Annotated in this window: 17 protein-coding genes; 11 read left to right on the top strand and 6 right to left on the bottom strand. The window is 40.3% G+C overall.

The features are described 5' to 3' along the window. Window positions 1–31: 31 nt before the first annotated feature. From pseB to ORJ01_RS10955, 11 genes are read left to right on the top strand one after another with little or no spacing between them, the layout of a single operon-like run. The gene (gene pseB / locus ORJ01_RS11005; protein ID WP_226751898.1) at window positions 32–1,033 is read left to right on the top strand and encodes a UDP-N-acetylglucosamine 4,6-dehydratase (inverting); all 1,002 of its coding nucleotides are present in this window, start codon (window positions 32–34) and stop codon (window positions 1,031–1,033) included. Then, window positions 1,030–2,196, top strand: coding sequence for a UDP-4-amino-4,6-dideoxy-N-acetyl-beta-L-altrosamine transaminase (gene pseC, locus ORJ01_RS11000; RefSeq protein ID WP_306178072.1), 1,167 nt, complete (start codon window positions 1,030–1,032; stop codon window positions 2,194–2,196). Before pseB ends, pseC begins: the two co-directional genes overlap by 4 nt. Before the next feature lie 38 nt (window positions 2,197–2,234). Continuing rightward, entirely contained in the window at window positions 2,235–2,948 is a 714-nt protein-coding gene (gene pseF / locus ORJ01_RS10995; protein WP_306178071.1) for a pseudaminic acid cytidylyltransferase, read from the top strand. Then, entirely contained in the window at window positions 2,945–3,874 is a 930-nt protein-coding gene (locus ORJ01_RS10990; RefSeq protein WP_306178070.1) for a class I SAM-dependent methyltransferase, read from the top strand. The genes pseF and ORJ01_RS10990 overlap by 4 nt, the downstream gene beginning before the upstream one ends. Continuing rightward, window positions 3,852–4,544: a TylF/MycF/NovP-related O-methyltransferase gene (locus tag ORJ01_RS10985; protein ID WP_306178069.1), complete on the top strand. Its 693-nt coding sequence runs from the start codon at window positions 3,852–3,854 to the stop codon at window positions 4,542–4,544. Before ORJ01_RS10990 ends, ORJ01_RS10985 begins: the two co-directional genes overlap by 23 nt. Window positions 4,545–4,559: 15 nt before the next feature. After that, window positions 4,560–5,399, top strand: coding sequence for a class I SAM-dependent methyltransferase (locus ORJ01_RS10980; RefSeq protein ID WP_306178068.1), 840 nt, complete (start codon window positions 4,560–4,562; stop codon window positions 5,397–5,399). A 5-nt stretch (window positions 5,400–5,404) separates the two neighbouring features. After that, window positions 5,405–6,625 carry an ATP-grasp domain-containing protein gene (locus ORJ01_RS10975; RefSeq protein ID WP_306178067.1) on the top strand — a complete coding sequence of 407 codons (1,221 nt, stop codon included), beginning with the start codon at window positions 5,405–5,407 and terminating at the stop codon, window positions 6,623–6,625. 14 nt (window positions 6,626–6,639) lie between these two features. Next, window positions 6,640–7,506, top strand: a complete 867-nt coding sequence (locus ORJ01_RS10970; protein ID WP_306178066.1) for an N-acetylneuraminate synthase family protein — start codon at window positions 6,640–6,642, stop codon at window positions 7,504–7,506. Continuing rightward, window positions 7,499–8,506, top strand: coding sequence for a hypothetical protein (locus ORJ01_RS10965; protein WP_306178065.1), 1,008 nt, complete (start codon window positions 7,499–7,501; stop codon window positions 8,504–8,506). Before ORJ01_RS10970 ends, ORJ01_RS10965 begins: the two co-directional genes overlap by 8 nt. Beyond that, window positions 8,503–10,470: a hypothetical protein gene (locus ORJ01_RS10960; protein WP_306178064.1), complete on the top strand. Its 1,968-nt coding sequence runs from the start codon at window positions 8,503–8,505 to the stop codon at window positions 10,468–10,470. The genes ORJ01_RS10965 and ORJ01_RS10960 overlap by 4 nt, the downstream gene beginning before the upstream one ends. Window positions 10,471–10,480: 10 nt before the next feature. After that, window positions 10,481–13,048, top strand: a complete 2,568-nt coding sequence (locus tag ORJ01_RS10955) for a 6-hydroxymethylpterin diphosphokinase MptE-like protein (protein WP_306178063.1) — start codon at window positions 10,481–10,483, stop codon at window positions 13,046–13,048. A gap of 36 nt (window positions 13,049–13,084) precedes the next feature. Here the strand turns inward: ORJ01_RS10955 and ORJ01_RS10950 are convergent, their stop codons facing one another. The 6 genes from ORJ01_RS10950 to ORJ01_RS10925 form a co-directional block, all read right to left on the bottom strand. Next, window positions 13,085–15,916 carry a 6-hydroxymethylpterin diphosphokinase MptE-like protein gene (locus ORJ01_RS10950; protein ID WP_306178062.1) on the bottom strand — a complete coding sequence of 944 codons (2,832 nt, stop codon included), beginning with the start codon at window positions 15,914–15,916 and terminating at the stop codon, window positions 13,085–13,087. Window positions 15,917–15,929: 13 nt separating this feature from the next. Next, window positions 15,930–16,235, bottom strand: a complete 306-nt coding sequence (locus ORJ01_RS10945) for a hypothetical protein (RefSeq protein ID WP_226751809.1) — start codon at window positions 16,233–16,235, stop codon at window positions 15,930–15,932. After that, window positions 16,235–16,672: a flagellar export chaperone FliS gene (fliS, locus tag ORJ01_RS10940; RefSeq protein ID WP_306019847.1), complete on the bottom strand. Its 438-nt coding sequence runs from the start codon at window positions 16,670–16,672 to the stop codon at window positions 16,235–16,237. Before fliS ends, ORJ01_RS10945 begins: the two co-directional genes overlap by 1 nt. Window positions 16,673–16,681: 9 nt before the next feature. Continuing rightward, window positions 16,682–18,142, bottom strand: a complete 1,461-nt coding sequence (fliD, locus tag ORJ01_RS10935) for a flagellar filament capping protein FliD (RefSeq protein WP_306019848.1) — start codon at window positions 18,140–18,142, stop codon at window positions 16,682–16,684. 39 nt (window positions 18,143–18,181) lie between these two features. After that, a complete protein-coding gene (locus ORJ01_RS10930) occupies window positions 18,182–18,565 on the bottom strand; it encodes a flagellar protein FlaG (protein WP_306019849.1) in 384 nt (127 codons plus the stop codon). A gap of 65 nt (window positions 18,566–18,630) precedes the next feature. Further along, window positions 18,631–19,461: a flagellin gene (locus ORJ01_RS10925; protein ID WP_306019850.1), complete on the bottom strand. Its 831-nt coding sequence runs from the start codon at window positions 19,459–19,461 to the stop codon at window positions 18,631–18,633. Between the last annotated feature and the right edge of the window lie 119 nt (window positions 19,462–19,580).

Genomic DNA, 19,580 nt, shown 5'->3' with positions numbered 1-19,580 from the left:
GTAAATAACGAGAAAAATGGGTGGGCAGACAATGTTTGATGGTAAAACGATCCTAATCACTGGCGGTACCGGCTCTTTCGGGCATAAATATACCCAAACGCTTATTGACCGCTTTAAACCAAAAAAAATCATCATTTATTCACGCGATGAACTGAAACAATATGAGATGCAGCAAAGATTTAACCAAAGCTGCATGCGTTATTTTATTGGTGATGTCAGGGATGGTGACCGTTTAGTTAGAGCGATGCATGGTGTAGATTACGTTATACATGCCGCTGCACTGAAGCAAGTTCCCGCAGCAGAATATAACCCTACTGAATGTATCAGAACTAATATCAATGGTGCAGAAAATGTGATTAATGCTGCAATCGACTGTAATGTTGAAAAAGTCATTGCACTCTCCACTGATAAAGCCGCTAACCCAGTTAATTTATATGGTGCCACCAAACTCGCTTCTGACAAATTATTCGTCGCCGCAAATAATATGGTGGGAGGAAGTCGCCCCCGTTTCTCTGTTGTGCGCTACGGTAATGTTGTAGGCTCTCGTGGTTCAGTTGTTCCTTTCTTTCAACAACTGATTGATAACGGCAGCGACCATCTGCCGGTCACCCATCAAGATATGACACGCTTTTGGATTAGTTTGCAGCAAGGCGTAGATTTTGTATTGAAGAACTTTGAACGGATGCTTGGCGGTGAGATCTTCGTACCCAAAATACCCTCTATCCGCATTACTGATTTAGCCAAAGCTATGGCCCCTGATTTACCCATTAAAATTGTCGGCATTCGCCCTGGTGAAAAGTTACATGAAATGATGTGTCCGGGTGACATGTCCTATCACACTTACGAGTTTTCAGACCATTTTGTGATTGCGCCTGCAATTAAGTTTTTTAATCGCAGTAATGACTTTACTTCTAACGGGCTTAACGAACAAGGCCAACCCGTTGAAGATGGCTTTGAGTATGTTTCTGACACTAACCCAGATTTTTTATCCGTTGCCCAAATTGCACAATTTAATTTGGAAGCGGCTCTATGATCCCTTATGGTAAGCAGCAACTCGATGCCGAAGATATCGCGGCAGTCACAACAGTATTACACTCAACCTGGCTAACTCAAGGGCCACAAGTTCCCGCTTTTGAGCAAGCTATCAGTGAATATTGTGGGGCGAATCACGCAGTAGCCGTAAACAGCGCTACTTCAGCTTTGCATATTGCTTGTTTAGCTCTTGGCGTTGGACCTGGTGATCGTGTCTGGACTTCCCCCATTTCCTTTGTCGCCTCAGCAAATTGTGCATTGTATTGTGGTGCAACTGTCGACTTTGTCGATATCGACCCTAATACCGCCAACATGAGCATTCACGCGTTAGAAGAAAAGCTTGTTGAAGCGAATAAAAGCAACATGCTACCCAAACTGGTGATCCCGGTGCATTTTGCAGGTCAATCCTGTGAAATGGAAAAAATCGCAATATTGGCTTCGAAATACGGTTTTAAGGTTATCGAAGATGCATCGCATGCTATTGGCGCTCAATATCAAGATAGACCAGTGGGCAGTTGTCAGTATTCTGACATCTGTATTTTTAGTTTTCACCCGGTAAAAATTATTACTTCTGGTGAAGGTGGCATGGCGCTGACGAATCAGAGCGATTTAGCGCGTAAAATGCAAATGTTGCGCAGTCATGGGATTACTTCAGAAAGTGAAGAGTTCACGGAAGAAAGTCACGGCCCCTGGTATTATCAACAACTGCTGTTAGGGTTTAACTATCGGATGACCGATATCCAAGCCGCTTTAGGTCTAAGCCAATTTAAAAAATTAACGCAATTTATCACTGCACGTAACACATTAGCTTTGCAATATAATCAACTACTGCATGCACACCCCAGTATTATCCCTTTGCAAGTGCAGGCTGCGTGTTATAGCAGTTACCATCTGTATATCGTTAAACTATCAGGAATAACTCCCGATAAACATAAAGCCTGTGTGGAACATTTACGCAATAAAGGTATTGTCGGCCATGTGCACTATATTCCGATTTATCTCCAGCCGTTTTATAAAAAAATGGGCTTTCAAAGAGGTTATTGCGAACAAGCCGAACACTATTATCAACAAGCGATTACCTTGCCATTGTTTCCCGAATTAACAACTGAGCAGCAGTTTTACATAATACAAGAGCTTATTTATGCATCAACGCAGGTTGCATAAATAATTATTATCCTATTTGTTTAGATTTGGAAAGCCATATGAATATCGCTATTATCCCCGCACGCGGAGGCAGTAAACGCATACCACGAAAAAACATTAAACATTTTTGTGGTAAGCCTATGATAGCGTGGTCTATTGAAGCAGCGAAGAGCTCGGGTGTTTTCCAACATATTATCGTTTCCACCGATGATGCCGAAATTGCCGCTATAGCAAAACAGTATGGTGCAGAAGTTCCCTTCGTTAGACCTGACACCTTAGCTGATGATTTTACGGGTACTGGCGCTGTTGTTAAACATGCAACAGAATGGGTAGCAAAGCACTTAGGGCATCCTACTTATATTTGCACGTTATATGCCACCGCCCCCTTTGTACAAGCAGCCGATTTAGCCAAAAGTTTGCAACTACTAAAGCGAAGTAGCAAACAAATTATTTTTAGTGTCACTTCATATGCTTTTCCCATTCAGCGCGCTGTCAAAATTCTTGCTGATGACTCTGTAACCATGTTTCAACCTGAGTATTATTCAAGTCGTTCTCAAGATCTAGAACCGGCATTTCATGATGCTGGTCAGTTTTATTGGTCAAGTTTTACTGCAGTACAACAGCAAATATCTGCTTTTTCTTCAGACGCTTTAGCCTATAAACTGCCCAGAATGCAAGTGCAAGATATCGATACAGAAGAAGATTGGGATAGAGCCGAATGGCTTTTTAAAGCACTAAAAAGGGATGCCGCCTCGGGAGAAAGACTGCTATGACTTCCGAACCAAAAATCATACATTGGAAAAGCCATCACGGCACTCTCGTTTGTAACCATAACGGTTTTGATGTTATTGATTGCACCGATTGTGGTTTTAAGCATGTTGTGCCATTGCCTTCACCTGAGGAGCTAATCGATGTCTATCAGCATGATTACTATGATCAGGAAAAACCACTTTATTTAAGTCGATATCAACAAGACCTTCCATGGTGGAATCTTGTTTATGAACAACGCTATCGGATCTTGTCTCAACATTTGTCTTCTTCACAGCGAACGATATTAGATATTGGTTCAGGGCCTGGATATTTTTTATTAAAAGGCAAAGAGCTTAATTGGCAAGTCTTTGGTATTGAACCTTCTGTTCAAGCAGCAACTTTTAGCAAACAACTTGGATTAGACGTTTTCAATGGCTTCTTTTCACCTGCTACGGCAGATACTTTTGGCAAAGTTGATGCAATCAACATGAGTTTAGTGCTAGAGCACATCCCAGATCCCGCCGCATTTTTGACCTTAGTTCATCAGCAACTGAACAAAGATGGCCTGCTTTGCATCATCGTACCCAATGACTTTAACCCTTTTCAAACACTTTTAAACCAGCATTTGGACTATGCCAAATGGTGGGTAGCACCTCCACATCATTTAAATTATTTTAATTTTACATCATTAAGCAGGTTATTAAATCACTGTGGTTTTGACGTTGTCCATCAAGAAGCTACCTTTCCAATCGATCTATTCTTAACAATGGGTGATAACTACATTGGCAATGATGATGTTGGCCGCGCTTGTCACACCAAACGCATGACTTTTGAAAAAAATATGTTGAACAATGGACAACACGAATTACTTTCGGAGTTATATTCCGCGTTGTCAAAACTTGGTATTGGTAGAGAGGTTGTTTTGTATGCAAAAAAAAGTAACGCCTGAAATCACTAAGCAAACCCGGTTTTTACCTGATGCTTTACTCTATCAACCTAATTATTCACCTTGGCTAGCCGAGGACAGTGATTTTTCACGTTTGAAACAACAAATCGACTCTTTTACTCTCGTTTCATCAGATCGCCTTTGGACTCTACATTCTCTGGCGCAACAGGCCACCAAATTAAAAGGCGAATTTTGGGAGTGTGGTGTATATAAAGGTGGAACAGCTTATTTGTTAGCTCACGTGGCTGCAGCGAAAAATACACTCCAACTTTTCGATACTTTTATTGGTATGCCTAAAACACATCCAGAATACGATCATCATCGGCAAGGCGATTTTGCAGATACTAGCTTAACATCGGTTCAAGACAGATTAAGTGCTTTTTCAAATATTAAATTCAATCAAGGTTTTATACCGGATACTTTTACCGGGCATCAACAATGTAGGATAGCATTCGCACATATTGATGTGGATATTTACCAGTCAGTTTTTGACTGTTGCTCGTTTATTTATCCGCGTCTAGTTTCTGGAGGAATAATGGTTTTCGATGATTACGGTTTCCCCAGTTGCCCAGGCGCAAGAAAAGCAGTAGATCTGTTTTTTTCTGATAAAGCAGAGGTACCTTTGGTTTTAGCAACAGGCCAAGCAATCGTTATTAAACTACCCGAAATTTAATTAAGGAACTTGGCCATGAGCAATGCAGTCATTCAAACTAATGCTTGTGCAATTTGCGGTGCTACCGATATTAGTGATCTCATCATTAAACAAGACATCTCTTACGCAAAATGTGTGCGATGTAAGGTACTGCGGCATCACCCTTATCCATCTAATGAACAAATAAGCGCGTTTTATACTCATTATCAAAGCCTAAAATCAGCGGGCTCCATCTATTTAAGTGATGATGGCTACTCGGTTTTTTGTCGCGATAAAAACTTCACCTTTGCTGATCTCGGCATAACATTAACCGATTTCAACAATAAGAAAGTTTTAGATGTTGGCTGTGCGACTGGACAATTTTTGCAGATGATGCAAGATGCCGGCGCAACCAATGTTATGGGGTTAGATGCTAGTGCTGAATGTATAAATATTGCGAAAAGCAAAGGGCTAAATTGCCAGAATCAAGAATTTTTGGATCATCAACAACAATATCATGTTATTTCAATGTGGCATTTAATTGAACATGTTATGGACCCCATCGCATATTTGCATAAAGCATATGAACTTCTTCTTCCAGGCGGTTGGCTATTGATAGAAACTCCCGTTACAGGAGAATTATCAACAGCATTTGGAAGTGATTGGCGTTACTTGATGCCCATTGAACATCTCCACCTATTTCCATTTGATACCCTAGTGCAATTAGCAAATCAAGCCGGATTCGCCTTGCAACGCTTTACGCGATTTGGTAGCGGTAATGATAGTGGTACTGTTTCGCAACCCAACAAAGGGGCCATGGACCGATTTGCCAAATCTACTGGCTCAGGGGATACCTTGGCCATGTGGTTAATAAAACCCAAGCAGCTAGCAGAGTAACCATTATGAATATGCAAAATAAAGAAGCCATTCTCATCATTAGCGCCGGCATTATGCAAATTCCGGCCATAAAAACGGCAAAATCGCTTGGGCTGTATGTAGTAGCAACCGATCGTAACCCTCAAGCAGAAGGCTTTGCATTTTGTGACGAGGCCGTGGTAATTGATTCAAAAGACATTGCTGGGCACGTCAAATTTGCTCAAGATAATCAACAACGTTTAAACTTAAAAGCGGTATTTGCTGGCTCAGACATTGCCGTTACCGTCGCGGCAGTAACCAGCGCACTCGGTTTGCCCGGCATATCAGTGGATGTTGCGCAACGTTCTAACAATAAAGTATTAATGAAGCAGCGTTGGATTGAAGATGGTATTCCCACACCCTATGGTGCAGAAGTATCCAGTGAAGAAGAAGCACTAAAGATCCTTGAAAAGATCGGTTTCCCCGCGATTGTAAAAGCCGTTGATAATGCTGCCTCACGTGGCAGTATGAAAATTGATTCTGTAAGCCAACTAGCGATGGCCCTGCATAATGCCAAACAAGCATCTAAAACAGGTACGGCAATTATTGAACAATATGTTATTGGCACTGAGCAAAGTGTTGAAACTATCATATGGAATAATAAACATTATCATGTCGGCATGGCTGATCGTGAATTTGGTTTTCATCCCTATCATATCGAGACAGCACATGTTGATCCGTCAGTACTAGATGAGACTCGACAAAAGCAGATATATGACGTTGTTGATGCCGCAGCACGCTCGCTTGGAATCACTTTTGGGCCTGCTAAAGCAGATATGATTTTAACAGCGCAAGGGCCAATGATCTTAGAAATGACCGCTCGCTTAAGTGGAGGCTTTCATTCCCAGTACACCACTCCCTTGAGTAGTGGTAAAAATCCTATTAAAGCCGTGATGGAACTTGCCTTAAACCGGCCTTTAGATGAAAAACTGCTTCAGGATAGTGTGCATAAAACAGCAGTTTGTAGCGGTCTATTTCCCCCTAAAGGCAGAATAAAGGCTATTCATGGATTGGAAAAAGCGCGATCTATACCAGGTGTTGCTGAGATAATTTTGACTCGTTCAGCAGGTGATTATATAACCGATTTTATTGATAACGGTTGTCGCTTTTGCTGGGTCATCACCTTAGCGGCTAATGCCGATGAAGCAAAAGCAATCGTCGCTGAGGTGGCAAATACTATTCATTTTGATATCGCACAGGACACCTAAAAGGAGCAGCCATTATGGTTCAGTTTATTGCCGAAGTATCGAGCAATCACGCCCGAGATTTAGCGCGTTGTTTTAAATTTATTGATGCCGCTGCTGACATTGGTTGTAGTGCAGTGAAGTTTCAATTGTTTAAACTGCGTGAACTTTTCTCAACTGAAGCACTCGCTTTTAAACCAAGCTTACTAGAAAGAGAAGCATGGGAATTACCTGTAGAATTTCTGCCTGAGTTAGCAAATCACTGTCGTAAAAGAGAAATTGCATTTTGTTGCACGCCATTTTACCTGGACGCCGTAAAAGAACTGCAGCCTTATGTGGATTTTTATAAAATTGCCTCTTACGAACTTTTATGGGACGACCTTCTGATTGCTACCGCGTTAACGGGTAAACCTGTGATTTTATCTACTGGTATGGCAACGATAGATGAAATAAATCATGCGGTTTCTGTACTAAAAGCTAACAAATGTTCTGATTTAACCCTATTACATTGCACATCAGCTTATCCTACACCCTATAGTCAAGCTAACTTAGCTGCAATAAATACGCTAAAACAAGCAACTGGTTGCCAAGTAGGCTGGTCAGATCACACTGTGGAGCCAGGAGTGCTGCAGCGAGCCATTCATCACTATGATGTTCAGACCATTGAATTTCATCTTGATCTCGACGGCTTAGGAGAAGAGTTTGCAACCGGCCATTGCTGGTTACCGGAGCAAATCGGACAAGTCATTTCTGATTATAAAAAAGCGATGCAAGCTGACGGTGATGGCGATAAAAAGCCAGTAGCATCAGAACTCGCTGATCGTGCTTGGCGAGCCGATCCGTCTGATGGTTTACGCCCTCTCGTATCGACAAGACAAACTTTAAAACCAGCTAAACATGCATAAGCTTGAAAATCATACTATTTTATTAGCTTGCCATGCTGGCAGTAAAATAGGCTTGGGGCATCTAAGCCGTATTAGTGTTGCTGCGCAACATTTAAAACCGCTGGGGTATGAAATGCACTTATTATTACAAAGTGATCAGCATATCCCTCAAGCATTCCCAGACTATTTAACGGTTCAGCAAATCGATTTTGAGCAGAATATTTCTGAAACAATATTAAAACAAGTTACTCGTTTAAACTGTCGTTTAGTTATATTTGATTTTCATTATCACAGTACACCAGATACATTCGCAACTTTGTTAAAAGCACTGCATGTTCAGCTAGTCAAAACCATAGCAATTGATGCACTAGCTGAATATATAGAGCTTTTAACTATGTTATACACCCCTTCTTTTCAAGTGAATCCCACTTTATCTGCTTGGCAACAAGAAAAATGTCAATTCGGTTGGGATGCATTTTTATTAAAAGTATCGGCTGAAACCCTTGTTGAAAAAACCTATTCATTATTGATTTTAACAGGCGGTGCGGATACCACCAACTTAGGAAAAGAATGGTTAATCACGCTTGATCGACTGTTACCTGAAAATTTAACTTTTCACTGGGTGCAAGGACCTTTTGCAACCGCACCTACAAAACCCGAAAATACTCAGCGAGAGATACATATTCATCGTAACTTGCCTAACCTTGCCAAACTCATGAACACTGTCACATTTGCAGTCACACTGTATGGCATCAGTTTTTATGAACTGCTCTATTACGGTGTTCCCTGCGTGGTCTTCTCACCATACGGAAACAAGGACGAACAAGAGCTTAATGAGATAAGTAAACAGCAGCTAGCCTTAGTCGCGAAAAATGAAATTGATGCGACTACACAACTACAACGCCTCATTAGTTCAAAAACTCTGAGTCAGTGTTTAGCGATAAACGCCCAAAAACGTCTTGCTGGCGCAAACGGTGATAAATTACGTCACTGCGTCTCAACGTTATTGGAGGCGAAATGAAGCGTGGTTATCTTTTATTTCATCTCAATTTAGCGTTTTCCTCAATAGCAGAATCAGCTCGACCGGAAGTGATTCAACAATGTTACTGGCCAATACTTGAACTCATTGAACAAAGCAACATCCCCATTGGTATAGAATTGACAGGATGGACATTACAACAAATCAATCATCTGGATCCGGTATGGGTTAATAAATTTAAAACGTTGTTAGCACAGCAGCGCTGTGAATTGATTGGTAGCGGTTGGAGCCAATTAATTGGCCCGCTAGTTCCTTTTCAAGTTAATCTGTGGAATCAAAAACTCGCTTTAGCGCTTTATCAAACGCTTTTAAACTATCGTCCCTCTCTCGTGCTAGTGAATGAAATGGCGTTTGCAAGTAGTCTTGTTGAGCTCTATCAACAAGTAGGCTATCACGGTCTGATTATGGATAGAGATAACATTCGTCTTGCCCTAAAATATGAACATCATGACATGCCGACGCATGCCTGTGGAGTAACCACAACTAAACTCCCTGTGCTCTGGTCAGACTCGGTCTTATTTCAGCGTTTGCAAAGAGCTGTTCATGGCGATATTCCGATAGTTCAATATCTGAACTTTGTGCAGCAAAGAATGGCAAGTGAAGAATTGCCGTTAGCTATTTACGCAAATGATGCTGAAGTATTCAATTATCGTCCAGGCAGATTCAGTACTGAAGGTAAAACCCACCCTGAAGGGGAGTGGACTAGACTGCAACGTATCCTAAAACAATTACAAGAACAAACTGGAATTGAATTTATTAGCCCAACAGACGCGTTGAAACTCAGTAAGCTGCAACCAGAAAATGCCATGAGGCTCTCTTCATTAAATCAGCCTATACCAGTTAAAAAACAGGCAAAATATAATGTTAATCGCTGGGCTGCTGCTGGCAGAGACAATATATGGTTAAATACACAATGCCACGCTCAATACCAACAGCTAAGCCATAACACTAGCTCACATCAATGGCAAACCCTATGCGAATTGTGGGCAAGTGATTTTCGCACACATATTACCCAAGAGCGTTGGCTATCTTGCTTACAAAAACTGTCCACGATTGACCGTGTAACCTCTCCATCAACAGTTCAAACTTTAGCATCAGATACTGAAAATAAGCTTGAGCTCAAGATTGATGATGAAGCAATTTATTGGCACTTAGCGACGTCTCAAATTAAATTAACACTTAACCTTCGTCGCGGTATGAGTATTGACAGCTTGGCATTCAAAAGCTGGCAATTCAAACCATTACTGGTAACCAAACATCAAGGCTATTTTGATACGATTGCACTAGCGGCAGATTTTTACTCAGGTGGTTTAATTATTGAAATGCCCGGACTTCGGCGCAGAATAACTGATTTAGAATGGGTCAATCCTGAGTTAACTGATGAGTTAAATTTTCATGTCATCACAGCAAAATTAGACTTGGCTCATTTTAATTTAACCAAGATTATCAAAATTAGTAAAACCACCGAAGAACTTCGTGTTAGCTATCAACTGGATCCCCCTGTTCGTAATGACGCTATTATTCGTCTGGGGATTATGACCATCAATATGACAGAGCTAGAGCAGCCGGCAACACTTGAGGTTTGGCAAGGTGGGGCTTTGCCAGAGCATTTCTCATTGGCAGATGAATGCGACCATACTCATAATGTTTCTACCTTGGTCTCTTCAAGCGCAAGCTTCGGTGCAACAACGGGTCAAATAAGTATTGGTGACCAACATCGAGCCATTACACTAAGTTGGAACCCCGCATTATGTGCTGCAGTGCCTTTATTATTAAACCGCCGCTACAAACAACAACATCTAACAAGGATATTTTTTTCGTTAAGTGAGTTGGACGATACATTTAAAGCTGGCGGTCATTTACTCAATTTTGAACTGGCCATAACACCAGGTAGCTTAAGTCGTGCTGAAGAGTCTCAAATACCTAGCGTCATGATACAACAATAAGCAGAGCAGTATGTTTGAATCAATTAACTATCATGTCGACTTAGACACTGAATGCCAAGCAGAAGCCGAAGCCGCCGCAGCTGTAGCGATAGTTCAGCGAAGCACAAAAAACATACGGGCAATCACTCGGCAAATTCCATCGTTAGCTGAGATAATAAAGCAAAAACCCCAACGATATGAAATAGTTGTAAACGGGAACAAGACTCTGAACTTGTGCTTAAAAACAGCTGGCGCAATGCTTTACGGGCAAAACCCTGAAGCTGAAGCAGCCAGTGCCGTAGCACGATTTTTAGACAGCAAATTACTGCCTCATTCCAACTTAGTGTTAGTGATTATTGGTATTGGATTAGGCTATCACCTGCTGCCATTGTTGCAAAAAACGCTGCCAAGATTTGTCATTTTCTACGAACCAGAACCTGATATTTTAGTGTTATCGTTACAGAGTGCTCCCTGGTTTGAATTATTAACATTTTGCCAAGCACAGGGTATTCAACTTTTTGTGCAACTGGGAACATCAGCAAAAAGCGTTAAAGCTGATTTAGATGAGCTGAAACAAGCTTACCCTGATGCAGGACCTGTGTATTATTTTGAACATTTGCATTACCCACATTTAGCTTCAGAGTTATATCAGCAAGAACACAGTGACAATTCTAAGAATTGTGCGCTAACACCACAGTTTTTAGCCAGTGCCATCTCTCAGGTTAACCCTAGGACCATTTCACTATCATTAAGCCATAATGAACAAGAATGTTTTAGAAAAAACCTTGCATGGCTTGCCAAAAATCAATCTTCGCTTTATCAAAAATTGCACTCATATCAATGGCAAAACTGGCAACTTGTAATATGGCAGCAGCATTATGCAATGCAAGATAAATGTGAAAAAGTCTTCTCAGTCAGTGCAAACAAAGCGCATCGAGGCACAATAAAACAGTCCTCATTAACACAAGATCCGGTTGTGTTTGACTTTAGCTTACCGGAAAAATTACTTAACACTGCGTTTGCAACGTTATTTAAAAACGTTAAACAATTACAATTGACCATACAAACTGCGTCTGAGCAGAATGCTCATTTTGTTACTGAGCGGATTTTACTGGGTAGTGCTGACTATGAAGCCTGTGGCAAAGCACTAGAAAATTCAGAGTATCTTTTGGTTCTAGAGCCAGATACAGACTTTCTTTACGCGTCACTTTTTACTGTAGCCTGGTACCAATTTAAAGGAGACTTGTATTTTTGCCAGCAGACTGCAGAGGTTGAGCAACGCATTACAGCTCAGTATCAAAGTGGACAACTCCAGCTAACAGATATCTTTATCGATCAACCATATTATGAAAAAACGCTATTCTCTGCTTATCACCTGTTATTAGAAATAGTGCAGTCTTGTAATGGTAAAAGCCATTATTTTGAAAAACAGTTTGCCAGTTTAAACCATTATTACCAAAATATATCCAACGCCACTTACCTAACAAATAAACAAGTTTCAGAACAAGCCCCTATATTCATCGTCGGTAATGGTCCCAGTTTAGACCTACATATTGATTATGTGGTAAAGCATCGAAAAAATCTTATTTTGATTAGCTGTGGTACGGCATTAATAACCCTACATCGTAATGGCCTTACACCCGATTATCACATGGAATTAGAGCGTGGTGCTGACACGCTATTTTATCTAAATAAACTACCCGCTTCGTATCTTAAACATCTGACCTTAATCGGTCCAGCTGATATACACCCAGCAATACTGGCGGTTTTTCAAAAAAATCTCTTAGTATCGGTTGAAAACACAGATGTACATCAGGAGTTTACATCGAATTTCACTAATTTTAGCTTGCTGCAATTAAACTATTCTTACTATACCGTAACCAACTTTGCTGTTGATTTGTTTTTAAGTATAGGCGTTCAAAAACTCTATTTAATAGGCGTCGATTTCGGTTTTAAAAATCAAAATTCTCATCATGCACGAGATTCTGTTTATTTTCAGCAAGACGGTTCTCAACTATATGATTATGAACAAACACATGGTTCTGCTTACGTTATTAACGCAAATTTTGGAGGAGAATGTTTAACTATTTCCAGCTTTGATATGGCGAGAAAATTAATGGGAGAACGTATTGCATTATCACCTGCTCAGCAGGTGTTTAATTGTAATGACGGAGCAGCAATCACTTCAAGCATCCCACTTCGCATACCTAACATTACTTGCACATTGTCAACCACAAATGCTTTCAAACAAGATTTTTTGACATTATTCGTAGAGGCTAATCTTACGATTAAATTTGAAGAACTGACTCAACAATTTAAGGAAAAGGGACAATATTGTGTGAAACAGCTTCTGAGTTGTTTAGATGAAAATATAAATGCGGCGCCTATATATATTGCCTCACTGCAACGCCAAATTCTCAATTCAACAATAGCGAGTAAATTGGATCACAGTTATACACTCTTTGATGGTTCGCTACGTTATTTTGAAATGGTCAGTAGCAGGTTTTATCGATGCCAAGCTGAAACACAAACTAACTTAGCTCTTTGCCAGTTTTGGCGCACTTATCTGCAACATTGTTTATTTCGCTTGAGTTTGTAGGGTTATTAACCTAAAAATTATGCATTTCGATAAAACTCAACCCTTTGTATTTTCAGAAATAGATGACTCTTTATTAAACAAGAAACTTACATCCACTGCACAGTGTTTGAATGGCGCGTTAGTAAAGTCAAGATTGGCTTGCCGTAAGTACTCTCGCCAGATTTCTAACACGTTATTAAACACTTTAAGTTCTTCGAGCTGTTCAAGCGGTTCATTGCTAACTGGCAAGATGCGAGTCATAACACTCAACATATAGATAACACTACCACAAAGTAAATAAAAACCCAGTTTGTTATCAGAATAATAAGCTTCAATAAAAGTTTGCCATTGAGTATCAATCAGCTTTTTCGCGTCCTGGTAATTGTCTACATCAACCAAAAACATAAGCATTTCATCAACCACGCCTGACAAACCGCTATGCTGCATCAAATCAGCAAATACTGCAGTGTGAGATTGTAATTCAGCCGAGTAAAAACACGATGTAAATAGTTCTTCGAAGTTCTTTAAAGCTGCTGACTGTTCTATCGACACTAATATATTTTGGGGTCTTAATGGCATTGCTCCTTGGATATAAGCACCATCACTGCAATTATAAATAGCCGTATTTTTATTTAAGTTAGCAATCGTCATTTCTAAAATGCTGCGAGAAAAATCAAATTCAGCTTTTGTTTGCACACAATCTCTAAAATTACCTTTAATTTGTATACCTGCATTAAAAATTTTATCTGCATCCATCACGCCAGCACCATCATTATGATAATAAGCTGAGTGTTTAGAGTGATGTTGCTCAACGCTCAAATACCCTAAATCGATGCCAAAAAGATAGAGATGTTTAAAACCCAAGCTGGTAAAAAAATCTACGGAAAAGTTCGACACTGTAGGGTAAGCATGACTTAAAGCGCTAATATGTATACCTTGCGGCTCTAAATATGATCTGAAAAAATTGGTTGAAGACTCACCGTCTTTATACGCCAAATACACAGCCTTAAATAAACCCGCTGTCTCTGGATGAATCCCATTAACTGACAACAGCGCAATTTTCTTAAGCCACTGAGGATCCTCTACTTGGCTGATCCAATTAAAAGTGGCTCTATTCTGTTCAATTTCAGCATGATAATCAGGGGTAATTCCTAATCGATATAATGAACGTAAAGCAGTACCACAGCTTACAACAATAATGTTTTCACGATGTTCCTTTATGTAAGTATAACTTTCGTCAAGGCTTGGCCCGTTTCCTACAATAAATATGGGGATATCTTGTAAGTTTTCCATACCTAATTTTTGTCGTTGCTGCTTTAAAAAATAATGACCACTTTTCATACTATGAAAAGTATGAGCCAAACTAAAGCGCACATGATCAAAGGTCTCCCCCATCGCCACTATAATCTTCAATTGGGAGTAAAGTTTCTCCAAAGCATTTCGCATACCTGGAGTGAGAAACGCTGGAAAAATTTGACTCTTGGCAATACCGTAAGCGCCGGTTTGATAGTATTGGCCCATGATATCTTGGAAATATTCTTCACCAGAGCCACCAATATTAAAATAAATCCGCTGTTTAGACTCTGCAATTTTTGTAAAAAGTGTAGCCCAATCTGTCACGAATAAACTTGCATAGAAAAAATCAAGATTCGGTTCAAATACAAACAGATTTTTGACTTCACGTTTAGATAGCAATATATCAATATGCAGCCCTAACCCAACACCCAAAACGATTAAATTATCAACATCCGTATTCTCATCAAATACACGAGGTTTTAAATTTTTAAATACGGGCTGTAACTTTTTAACCGCTTTGAAATGAACGTAGTTACTCATTTTTTCCAAGCCGCCTTGATTAAGAATGACTTGGTTGTCTAATGGACTATGCAAAAAACGTTCAACCATATGTGCTGATTGCTCAGTCACATCGTCATAAAATAACCCTTTTCGAGTATCACACCAGAGATTAAACTGCCCCTTTATGTCAACTACCCGCCAATCTTTGGGTATATAATCAACAAACACATGATATAAAATCGGATAATATTGCTTTAAGGCGACTAAATTCTTTTCGAATAGAGCAGTTTTAGGAGCATCTTTATATTGTTGATTAGCCAGAATTCCCGAGAAACGCTCCGAGATATAAACGTGATCATCAACATAACCAAGGAATTGTGGTCTTTGACGTAACAATTTCTCTGGTTGACCACTAAAAGCAATCAAATAATTAAATATTTCATCTGAAACGGGATGTGCTAAATGTCGATATAAGTAGCATTTATCGAGATTAGGAAGTAACTGCTGCAACTCTTGTAAATCAGCGGTTATCGTCGCACCGCTGTTACCTAGTTGAAGTGAAATCTGCGTATTTAAAGCTGCGGCAGTCTCAAAAATCATTGCCCAATCAGTGGTGTGCAATGAAGTGATAAACAAGTCCATGTCGGCTTCATAAATGACTAAAACACTGGGTCTTACTTGCTTAATTAATGGTAAAAGATGCAAACCCAAACCAATACCAAAACTTAAGATAACTGCATTTTCAGACACAGCTGAATGAGACTGGGGCTGCAACGAAGAGGTTAAACTAACAATTGGAGCCGTTTGACAAAAACTGGCCACCTCATCGTTAATCTCTGCTTCTGGATTTTGACTATATAAAACACGACCGCTGGCAATTTCAACAATATTAAGCTGCTGATTTTTAGTTGAAAAAACACAATATCGTTGAGCAGAATATGCATTAATTTTACTATGAATGTCATTATTGAAGTGTTTAAAAAACAGTAAGTTTTTTTGCAGTTCACGATTAAGTTTAATTGCTGCTTGTTGATCATTAATAAATTGAAGATCGGCATCTTCATCAAGAAAATCGCTCATCAAATTTAACATGCAAAAAACTCAGTTAGGTATTCTGGCGGTAATTATGGCTGGCTTTTCGACCTGTGTGAAGTTCTTTCAAATTTGTAACAACTTTGGTGTGTTCTGACAGAATATGTTGTCTTGTTTTATCAAACCAATGATTTAACGTCTGTAACTGCTCTACCGCCAAAGGGTCAGACTTAGCTGCAACAGCTAAGTCTGCAATAGTGCTGTCTAAATTTGAGAGCAAACAACTGATTTCTTGCGGGTCAAAATGTTCAGCTGACAATAATGCTTCTATCTCTGAGACAATGAGATCAATATTGACTGGCGGCAGCTGACTTAACATCAGATCCCTACAACCATTTGTTGGTCTCGCTGTGCTTGCAAACTATAGCCCTTTTCGCGGTCAGCCACTGAAATTTGATCCCAAGCTGATTTAATCGTCACCATTAAAGAAATGACATCGTCAATTTTCTCAATATCAAGGTCTCTACTAGCAATCGTTAAATGATTTAGCATGAAATCATACAATGAAAACAAATTATCTGATAACTCTCCACCCGCATCCATATCAAGTGAACCTTGAAGAGAACTAATAATCGCAATTGCCTTGGCAAGCGTTTGTGCTTTACCTGCAAAATCCTTTCGCTCAATAGCCCCTTTGGCTTTTGCCATATTTTCTAAAGCACCTTGCATCAATAATTGAATTACACGATGCGGATCAGCCACAGCTAAATCATCTTTTACACCAACTGACCTGTAAGCTTTAATACCATAACTCATAGTGACTCCTTAGCTCGAACTATTCGATGAAAACTTAGGAAGGCTAGACAATGCAGCAGTCACACTCGCCTGCTGGCGTTGCATTTGACCTAAAAGAGAGTCTAGTGCAGCGTAACGTTTCCTAAGTGAATCTTCATAACTAGCTATGTATCGGCTGGCGGCTTCAGAAGCTTTAGTATTTTCTTTTAATTGTGACTGCAAAGTATCCTGACGATTAGATAAAATACCACCCGTTTTGGTGTATTCACTTAACAAGGAGTCAAGTTGACTCACTAAACCTGCTTCACCGCCAAATAGCTTTGCTATTTCATCATATTTTTGGTCTAGCGCATTATCAAACCGATTTTTCCCCGTCTCGGTATTAAATTCAGTACTGGTCGAAATTTCTAAATTACCATCTTTATTAAGAGTAATACCCAAGGCATATAAGCTATTTAAACCCTGAGAACTATCAGGAACAGTCGAACCTAAAATACCACGCAGCTGGTTTAATACGTTTCTGGGTAAGGAGTCTCCCGCAAGGGCACCGCTTTCAAGCGTAATAGAGCCATCGGCACCTAAAATACGATTACGTGTCAAATCACTGACTTGGGCAACAAGTGCATTGAAACTGCTAATAAAGCTATTAATATTTGTTTCAGCTGCCGTCTTATCGGTAGCAATATCAAGCTTTGCATTATTGCCGGTTGGCGTAACATTTTTGACTGTTAAGGAAATATCCTGCACAACATCTGTAAATACATTGCTGCTACTATTAAAAACGGTACCATCTACCTCGATTTGTGCATCTCTAGCGGCAGAGGTTAAATTCAGCCCCGCCACAGCACCACTGGGTATAGTAGATAAGGCATCAAGCTCAGCGTTGTCATTACTAATAACCAGGTCATTATTTGTTCCTGTAATATTAGAATTTAATACGAGTTTTGCGCCGGTAGTACCGCCAACATTCAAAATATTAGCGTTAACACCAAAATTCTCCGCTGAATCATTAATTTTTAAACGAAGTTCGTTTAAAGTCATTCCAGCTGTCACTTCTACAGTAAAAGATTTGCCGTCTGCCGTTAAAGTAAGATTACCCGCCGTATTAGATATAACCGCACTGGCATCGGCAAAAGAACCGTCAGTCGTTTCCAAACGACTCCCTTTGGCTAACTGATTCACTTTAATTTCGAAGCTTGAAGCAGCAGCGGTGTTTTTTGCCGTTGCCTCAATAAACGTTTTGTCCGCTTCTGGCTGAGTAATACTAACTGTTCTGGCTTTTAAACTGTCACTTGTAAGTTTTTTTGCCGCATCCAAGAAACCCGATAAAGCGGATTTGAGCTGACCAACACCAGAAAGTGAAGCGTTAAGCGTAGAAGTTGTTTTTTCAATTCGTGAAAACTTGGTTTGGCGCTCGGCGTTTACGAAACTTGACACTAATTCGTCAAGCGGTAAACCTGAAGCTGCACCCAAAAAGTTTATTGATGACATAAACGCCCCCTATGCTTTAACGTTTTCACTCTGATGATACTATACCTGCTTATCAACCAATACACCCAATGACTGTCCCATTTCTTCCTGAAGTTTTTTTATGTCCTGAGCAACCTTTATCAACTCCTCAGAAGGAATTTGTCTGATTAGCTGGTCATTACTTCTGTCCATAACCTTGATTATAGATCTACCTGAAGCTTCATCCACCATAAAACTCAATGAACGCTGTTCAAATATTGCTGCTTTGTTCACAATACTAAGTGCATTTTCAACCTCTGCAGCACTTGGGAGAACTGCATTAACTTTAGCTTCTACAGCAGTTTCTTGCTTAGCCAAAGGCCTAAGCTGCTCGGCATTAGCAGCTTTACTACTAAAATCGGTTTTGTTAGTAATGGATACTGCAGCATTTGTGACTGTATTCATAATATCACCTCAACTGATAAGGCTAGATGAAGGCGCTTGCCTTCATCTGAGCACTTAAGACGTTATTATCCTAATAACGACAACGCGGCTTGTGGACGCTGATTCGCCTGAGCAAGCACGGTTTGGCTTGTTTGCTGCAGAATCTGAGCCCGAGTCAATTCCGCTGTTTCTTTGGCGAAATCGGTATCACGGATCCGTGCACGCGCACCTGACACGTTTTCAGAAACGTTAGTTAAGTTACGAATTGTTGCTTGGAAACGGTTTTGAACCGCACCTAAGTCTGCTCGTTTGCCATCTACTGCAGCTATCGCTTTATCAATGGCAATGATTGCACTACCCGCGTTAGCAGAGTTTGCAACCGTGGTCGCAGCAATCGATAACCCTGCCGCACCCCAACCACCTGTCCGGTTTAAACTTACCGAAATGTATTCATTAGTAGTGCCTTTAGCACCAACTAAAAAGTTAAACGAACCGCCGCCGCTTAACAAAATACGGTCACCAAAACGTGTAGTACTGGCAATACGGCTGATTTCTACTTTTAGTGCTGACACTTCTTTTTGCAGTGCAGCTCTATCGGCAGTGGCATTAATACCATTTTGAGATTGAACAGCCAGTGTACGCATCCGTTGCAATGAAGTAGTAATCTCTTCCATCGCACCTTCAGCAACTTGTGCTAAAGAGATACCATCGTTGGCATTTCGAGCACCTTGATCCAAACCATTAATCTGGCTGGTCAATCGGTTAGAAATCTGCAAACCAGCCGCATCATCAGAAGCACTGTTAATCCGGAAACCAGAAGATAAACGCTTAAACGCGGTATCCAAGGCGCCGCCTGAGTTCATCAACTGACGCTGAGCATTCAGCGATGAGGTGTTAGTATTGACAAATAAAGCCATGAGTCACTCCTTAGTCATCGGCATATATCGCCTTTGACTGTAGTTTAAAGTACGGATAATCCGTTTAGCTGAGCCAAGCTGCAACTTGGCTTAACTTTGTATCGGCGGGCTTTAAATTT

The sequence above is a fragment of the Alishewanella sp. SMS8 genome (genome assembly GCF_030737935.1).
Classification (GTDB): domain Bacteria; phylum Pseudomonadota; class Gammaproteobacteria; order Enterobacterales; family Alteromonadaceae; genus Alishewanella; species Alishewanella maricola.
This window is presented reverse-complemented; position numbering and strand designations above follow the sequence as displayed.